This is a genomic window from Brucella tritici, assembly GCF_008932295.1.
Taxonomy (GTDB): Bacteria; Pseudomonadota; Alphaproteobacteria; order Rhizobiales; family Rhizobiaceae; genus Brucella; species Brucella tritici.
Genome location: NZ_WBWA01000055.1, coordinates 1 through 7,523 on the forward strand (window position 1 = coordinate 1; position 7,523 = coordinate 7,523).

Below are 7,523 nucleotides of genomic sequence, written 5' to 3' on the forward strand. Positions count from 1 at the left end.
AATTTATCTCTCGTGACCTGGATTTATGGGCTTACCATAAGGGGGTAGTTCTCGACTTCTCCCGGCCCGGCAAGCCGACAGATAACAGCTACATCGAGAGCTTCAATGGCAAATTCAGAGCCGAATGCCTGAACGCCCATTGGTTCATGAGCCTTGACGACGCCCGCATAAAGATGGAGGATTGGCGTAGAGACTATAACGAATTCCGGCCACATAGCGCCATTGGCAATAAGGTGCCGATTTCGCTTATGAATGGCTCAACGGCATCCCCGCCGCTTTGAGTCTTAAACCCGGAAAATTCCAGTTCTCCGTGGTCCAAATTCGGGGTGCACTTCAAGTTTCCACTACAAATTCCCACTGGGAACCCTGGTGCTATAATTTCAAGATAGCCAGCCGTGCAACGGGACATTGACTTTATAAAATGCTTTCGTCATTACCATTTTGTGATCCGTCTTGGAAACTTGCCAGGAAGCGATCAATCATGAACAGCAAACCGTTTCCGCAAAGGTGACAAATGACAAGTCAAACTCTTAAAGGGAGCGGTAGTGCACAGGAAGACATAACCACCGACAGATCTATTATCGGAACTGGCGCAGCAATCAGGGATATTAGAGACGCGTTGGCGACATATCGTATTGCTCTGATTTTTGGGTGGCAGGATGTATCTCAACGTTATCGGCGTTCCCGCCTCGGGGCTTTCTGGCTCACTATCAATATGGCCGTTTATATTGGTGCACTAGGAATGATTTTCGGAACACTCTTTCGATCAAACATGCCTGAATATCTTCCCCATCTCTGCGCAGGCATAATCGTTTGGGGCCTAATCTCTTCATCGCTAGTGGATGGTTGCACCACATTCAGCGGGGCTTCCGGGATAATCCTACAAGTGAAGCTGCCTCTTTTTACACATATTTTGCGTGCATTATGGAAAAATATGATCATATTTTTCCATAATATACTTATTTTCCCTATACTTTATCTCGTCCTCGGACAAAGCTTTAATTTTTACGTTCTTCTAGCAATACCAGGCTTGCTGATCGTGTGCTTAAATCTTGCTTGGATTATGCTCGTATTGGCGACGATTTGTTGCCGTTTCCGCGATATAACGCAAATCGTAACCAACATTCTCCAGATTTTCTTTTACCTAACGCCAATTATCTGGACTGTTAATATTTTACCGAAAACCGCTTCCAAGTTAATATTTGAAATGAACCCATTCTATCATTTGCTGCAACTTATTCGCGCACCTTTGTTTGGTGAGCCTCCGACCCTTGTCAGTTGGCTGTTTGCAATAGGTATTGCGATCACGGGCTGGTTGTGCGCACTTGTGTTTTTCGGAAAATACCGTTGGCGCATTCCATATTGGTTATAAAATGAGCATGATAAAACTAGAAAATGTTAGCGTTGAGTTTCCAATCTATAACGCATCGAACCGTTCCTTGAAAAATAAAGTTATCAATATCGCTACCGGAGGTAACGTAGAGCGCCGTAATGACGGGCTAGTCATCATTCGGGGATTGGAAAATGTATCTATTTCGCTGCATGATCACGACAGGATCGGCCTCATAGGGCATAATGGTTCCGGCAAAACAACATTGCTCCGCGTTCTTGCCGGAATTTATACTCCGACTCAAGGGCGCGCTATCATCCAAGGCAAATGTGTTTCTCTCATCAACATCAATCTGGGAATCGACCCCGAGGCCACAGGTCGTGAAAACATTCGCCTCCGCTCGGCGATGATGGGGATTCATCCTAGAGAGCTGGCGAAGAATATTGAAAAAATTGAGGAGTTTTCTGGCTTAGGTGATTTCCTTGATGTCCCCTTTCGCACCTACTCATCTGGTATGAAAATGCGGTTGGCTTTTGCAACATCAACCGCAATACGCCCTGAAATCCTTATTATGGACGAATGGCTCTCCACAGGTGATGAAGATTTTAAAGAACAAGCCAATCAGCGTATGAAGGAGTTAGTTGATGCAACGCATATTCTCATCCTCGCAAGCCATTCCAAGTCTCTACTGGAGAAAAACTGCAATAGAATTATTTGGTTAGAACATGGAAAGGTCAAGATGGACGGTAGTCCGCAGGAGGTTCTCTCGGCCTATTTTAGATAGCAACATGATAAGGAATTCATTTTTTGGAGTTCCCCATAAATCATGGAGATTGGTATCACTTAATCCTCGCCATAAAGATCGCGCGTGTAAACTTTCGGCAACACATCCTGCAGATCTACCGTCAATCTGTTAGCGACGATCACGTCGGATATTTTCTTGAAGGCATCTAGTTCGGTGATCACCCTTGACCCGAAAAATTGATCATCCTTTAACACGGGTTCATAAACAACAACCTCTATACCTTTCGCTTTGATGCGTTTCATAATGCCTTGAATACTAGAAAAGCGGAAGTTGTCTGAACCGGCCTTCATGATCAGCCTATAAACACCGACAATCTTTGGCATTCGCCTCAAAATATCATCCGCAATAAAATCTTTACGAGTAGAATTGGTGGCAACGATAGCCTGAATGAGATTTTGAGGGACATTGCTATAATTGGCGAGAAGCTGCTTCGTATCCTTGGGTAAACAATAGCCACCATATCCGAAGGATGGATTATTATAGTGCTGGCCAATACGTGGGTCAAGGCCAACGCCCTCAATGATCTGACGCGAATCGAGGTTATGCGTCACCGCATAGGTGTCCAGTTCGTTAAAATAGGCGACACGCATGGCGAGATAAGTATTCGCGAAAAGCTTAACTGCTTCCGCTTCTGTCGGGCCAGTCAAAAGAACAGGCACATCTTTTTTCTTGGCACCCTCTATCAATAGGGCTGCAAATTTCTCCGCACGCGCCGACTTTTCACCAACTACAATGCGCGATGGATAAAGATTATCATATAGAGCACTACCCTCACGCAGAAATTCCGGCGAAAAGATAATTCGTTTGCCAAGGTGATGAGAAACACTGTCGGTGAACCCCACAGGCACTGTGGATTTCACAACGATCGTGGCATCGGGGTTAATGTTGATAACGTCAAGAATTACGGCTTCAACCGAACCTGTATCGAAGAAATTAGCTTGCGAATCATAATCTGTCGGCGTGGCGACAATGACGAAACTAGCTCCTTCATAGGCCTCGTGCTTATTGGTCGTTGCGCGCAGATTTAACGACTTGTTTTGAAGATAATCCTGCGCTTCGTTGTCAATGATGGGTGTCTGTCGCGCATTGATCATCTGGACCTTGTCCTCGGAAATATCCAAGGCAACAACCTCGTGATGCTGAGCTAATAAAATGGCATTGGAAAGCCCGACATAACCAATACCTGTAACTACGATTTTCAATTGCCATCTCTCTAAATTAGCGAAGCGTTTTCAGTCTTCTATATATACGATCCAATACATTAATCTAATGTCAAAATATTATTATAACGCATTTATGCGTCGCTCCCCCATTTTAAAAAGTACGGACATCTCCACATAACTTCGCAATACCAGCCAACAGCGTGAGCACGCACACTCTCCTGAAAAGACATTTGTGCTGTTTATCTGAGCATCAATCTGCCATATTCTCCGTTCAAAATTCAATAGGCGAAAACTGCTATCCAAGTTAAAACTAACGAGAAAATATATTAGATAATTATAATATAACTATGTAATTATCATTATAATATAAGAGATATAATCAGTATTCATTGCAAAATAAAACTTTTAATAAGTATAGAGCACGACGATTAATAGTAAAGGTGTATAAAAATGAAAAATAAAAATTTGAGAGATATGTACAATGAGCATTCAGGAAAAATCTCTGACAAATGGACAATATATATCAAAAAATATGATTATATATTTACAAATTATAAAAGTAAAAATATAAGATTATTGGAAATTGGAATCCAGAACGGCGGTTCACTGGAAATATGGAGCCGCTATTTCGCTAAGGGCGAGATTTTCATTGGCTGCGATATCAATGAAAAATGCCGCAATCTCAAGTATACAGATGACCGAATTCATGTGATTGTCGGCGATGCAAATTCGGAGAAAATCTATCAATCTGCAATCGCACTGTCGAAGAATTTTGATATTATCATAGACGATGGGTCGCATAAATCCTCGGACATAATAAAATCTTTTTCGTTTTATTTTAAGAGAATAGTTAACGGTGGCATCTATATCATTGAAGATCTTCATTGCAGTTATTGGAAGAATTTTGAAGGTGGTTTGTTCCATCCCCACTCCTCAATATCTTTCTTCAAGAATCTAGTTGATATTATCAATCATGAGCATTGGGGCGTCGCAAAGACGCGCAAGTCACTGTTTGATGGGTTCATAAAAAAATATGATTTAAACTTAGATGAGGAAGCACTAGCGTCAATTCATTCGATAGAGTTCATTAACTCTATGTGCATCATATACAAAAAATCTGCCGAAAATAACACTTTAGGTAAGCGTATTATCCATGGAAAAACTGCAGACGTAGCTCCCAACATTATAGAAAGACATGGTGAACTTCAGCACAAAACCGACCAAAGTGACAATGAATGGGCCGCGCGAGCATTACCAGTGCATAAAGAACTCGCAGAGAAACTCGCAGAAATCAGGAGCATACATGTTGAAGTTCAGAAAATGCGTAGTGAACTTGAAAACGCGAAAATGCGTACCGTTGAGGCAGAGAACTGTATTGAATTTCTTCAGAACCAAATTAAAGCAACGCAACATGACCGCGATGGAATACGAAAAAAACTGTCCGAAGCAGAACATACCAAGTCTATTCTTATAACTAAATTGAATGGATCAAAAGATATGCTTGATAGATATCAAGAACAAATTAATTCTATACATATGTCAACAAGTTGGCGGATGACATCACCTTATCGCCGGGTTGGTCATTTGTTAAAACAGACCTACCAACTCTGCAATGATTTCCGAGAGGCCGTGCATAAAAGAGGCGGGCTCGTGGCTTCCAGCCAACTGGCTTTTTCCACATTTAAACGAAAGGGCTGGCGAGGCACACGGGAGCGGCTGTTCCAAATCACATCCGAGACGAAAGGTTACCCGGAGTGGCTCCTGCGTTATAACACTATAACTCCAGATTTGCGCGCTCGGATCAGAACGATGATCGGTGAAATGGAGCAGCCCCCGATGATCTCAATCATTATGCCGGTCTATAATCCCGATCTCGATTGGCTCAAAGAAGCGGTTGAATCGGTCAGGCAGCAATTGTATCCTCATTGGCAATTATGTATTGCGGATGATTGTTCAAGCGACCCTAAAGTACGGTCTGTCCTTCAAAATATGCAAAACAATGATTCGCGTATCAATGTTGTTTTCCGTGAAACACGCGGCCACATAGCAGAAGCGTCAAACAGCGCAGTTTCTTTAGCTGGTGGCACGTTTCTGGCATTGATGGGTCAAGATGATCTGTTGTCCGAAGACGCCCTATTTCATATTGCCCGTATCATCGATGTGCATCCTGATGCTGCGCTGATCTATTCCGACGAGGATAAGTTCGACGCGTCAGGAGCGCGCTTCGATCCACATTTCAAGAGTGATTGGAACCCTGATTTATTTCTGTCCTTCAACATGATCAAGCATCTCGGTGTCTATCGCAAAGACATTTTCAATCTACTTGGCGGCTTCCGGTCGGACTATAATGGATCTCAAGACTACGATTTAGCACTGCGCTTCACCGAGTTGCTGCGCTCAGAGCAGATTCTACACATTCCACGCGTGCTTTATCATTGGCGTGCTAGCGGACAAAGCACGGCATGGTCATATAATAACATGGATAATGCCATCAAAGCAGGACGACATGCGCTGGAAGACCATCTTAAGCGCCAGAATATGACGGCAGATGTGCAGCATACGGCGCATGGCTTTCGGGTAAGATATGCCCTGCCAGACCCAGCACCTATGATCAGCCTAATTATCCCTACCCGCAATTCGTTTCAGCTTTTACACCGATGCATTTCAAGCATTCTTGAGCGGACCACTTACCAAAATTATGAAATAATCATCATCGACAACAATTCTGATGACCCCGATACGCTGTCTTATCTGAAAAAACTTGCGCAAGAGAAACAGATCAAAATCGTGCGCGATGAGCGACCATTCAATTATTCCGCATTGAACAATGCGGCAGTTAAAGTTGCCGATGGAGAATTCATCGGCTTAGTTAATAACGATATCGAAGTAATCACACCCGGCTGGCTTGAAGAAATGCTCTCACTCGCAGTATTGCCTGAAGTTGGTGCAGTTGGCGCACGTCTTTGGTATCCAAACGATACGCTTCAGCATGGAGGGGTCATCGTTGGCCTAGGAGGTGTCGCTTGTCATGCCCATCGATGCCTACCGCAAGGGCAGGCGGGCTACTTCGCCCGCGCAGAACTCATTCAGACTATGACGGCCGTTACAGCAGCATGTCTTGTTATCCGAAAGAGTAGCTTCGAGGCAGTCGGAGGCTTGAACGAAAACGATCTGGCTGTCGCTTTCAATGATGTTGATTTGTGTTTGAAACTGCGCGATGCGGGCTATCGCAATATCTGGACCCCGTATGCCGAACTATACCATCATGAATCTGCCTCTCGGGGACTGGAGGATAACATGGAAAAGATACAACGTTTTCAAAGCGAGATTGATTATATGAAGAAACGCTGGAACACTGATAAATTCGCTGATCCCGCCTATAATCCCAATCTGACACTGAATGCCGAAGATTTTTCCCTTGCGTGGCCGCCGAGGGTGAGACTGTGATTTGTAGAAATCTGGTATTCACTTTCCGGCTTTTCTTTTCGTTCCATTAGATATATACGTCGACCCTATGTAAGCTCGGCTTTTGTAATACCTTCTGCTCCTTGATTAAGGCACCATGGATATTTGGACACTTCAGCAAATATTTGTAAATGCACTTTGGCGTTTACCATTTATTATGTTTCTTGGTTACTACTCGTCTCTATTGATGAGTATTAGTCAACATGAACGCGGATTTTCTCTTCACGATTATACAATATTACAAAAAGTAAGTTATTGGTTTAGGCTTATAACACCACGTGCATTTCGGTTTTCGAGCGCTTTGCTCCTGCTCTACTTGATCGCCAGAATAATTAGTTTTCTTCATCATACTTGATGTTTTTTACCTCAAACTGGCCTGACCCCATAGGGTGGTCCGGTTTCAATCTTAGTTCATGATCGGCCTTGAAGTGCACCCCGAATTTGGACCACGGAGAACTGGAATTTTCCGGGTTTAAGACTCAAAGCGGCGGGGATGCCGTTGAGCCATTCATAAGCGAAATCGGCACCTTATTGCCAATGGCGCTATGTGGCCGGAATTCGTTATAGTCTCTACGCCAATCCTCCATCTTTATGCGGGCGTCGTCAAGGCTCATGAACCAATGGGCGTTCAGGCATTCGGCTCTGAATTTGCCATTGAAGCTCTCGATGTAGCTGTTATCTGTCGGCTTGCCGGGCCGGGAGAAGTCGAGAACTACCCCCTTATGGTAAGCCCATAAATCCAGGTCACGAGAGATAAATT

At 43.8% G+C, this 7,523-nt stretch carries 6 protein-coding genes; 4 read left to right on the top strand and 2 right to left on the bottom strand.

The window, feature by feature from the left end:
• From F9K91_RS25105 to F9K91_RS25115, 3 genes are all read left to right on the top strand, one after another.
• Positions 1 to 281 (top strand): integrase core domain-containing protein (locus tag F9K91_RS25105; RefSeq protein WP_151679030.1); only part of this gene is annotated, 281 nt, incomplete at its 5' end.
• Positions 282 to 514: 233 nt separating this feature from the next.
• Positions 515 to 1,372 (top strand): ABC transporter permease, encoded by an 858-nt coding sequence (locus tag F9K91_RS25110; RefSeq protein ID WP_151679031.1) that lies wholly within the window; start codon positions 515 to 517, stop codon positions 1,370 to 1,372.
• 1 nt (position 1,373) lies between these two features.
• Entirely contained in the window at positions 1,374 to 2,114 is a 741-nt protein-coding gene (locus tag F9K91_RS25115; protein WP_151679032.1) for an ABC transporter ATP-binding protein, read from the top strand.
• Between the two features lie 59 nt (positions 2,115 to 2,173).
• On the opposite strand, the gene F9K91_RS25120 is transcribed toward F9K91_RS25115, so the two are convergent.
• A complete protein-coding gene (locus F9K91_RS25120) occupies positions 2,174 to 3,337 on the bottom strand; it encodes a nucleotide sugar dehydrogenase (protein WP_151679033.1) in 1,164 nt (387 codons plus the stop codon).
• 411 nt (positions 3,338 to 3,748) lie between these two features.
• On the opposite strand from F9K91_RS25120, the gene F9K91_RS25125 reads away from it, so the two are divergent.
• On the top strand, positions 3,749 to 6,745 hold the full coding sequence (locus tag F9K91_RS25125) for a glycosyltransferase (protein ID WP_151679034.1): 2,997 nt from the start codon (positions 3,749 to 3,751) through the stop codon (positions 6,743 to 6,745).
• Between the two features lie 497 nt (positions 6,746 to 7,242).
• Here the strand turns inward: F9K91_RS25125 and F9K91_RS25130 are convergent.
• Positions 7,243 to 7,523: integrase core domain-containing protein (locus F9K91_RS25130; RefSeq protein ID WP_151679030.1), on the bottom strand; the 281-nt coding region annotated here is incomplete at its 5' end.

Bases quoted from the DNA above. Each gene is read 5' to 3' on its own strand.
- F9K91_RS25115 (WP_151679032.1), top strand. From the start codon at position 1,374: ATGAGCATGATAAAACTAGAAAATGTTAGCGTTGAGTTTCCAATCTAT.
- F9K91_RS25110 (WP_151679031.1), top strand. From the start codon at position 515: ATGACAAGTCAAACTCTTAAAGGGAGCGGTAGTGCACAGGAAGACATA.
- F9K91_RS25125 (WP_151679034.1), top strand. From the start codon at position 3,749: ATGAAAAATAAAAATTTGAGAGATATGTACAATGAGCATTCAGGAAAA.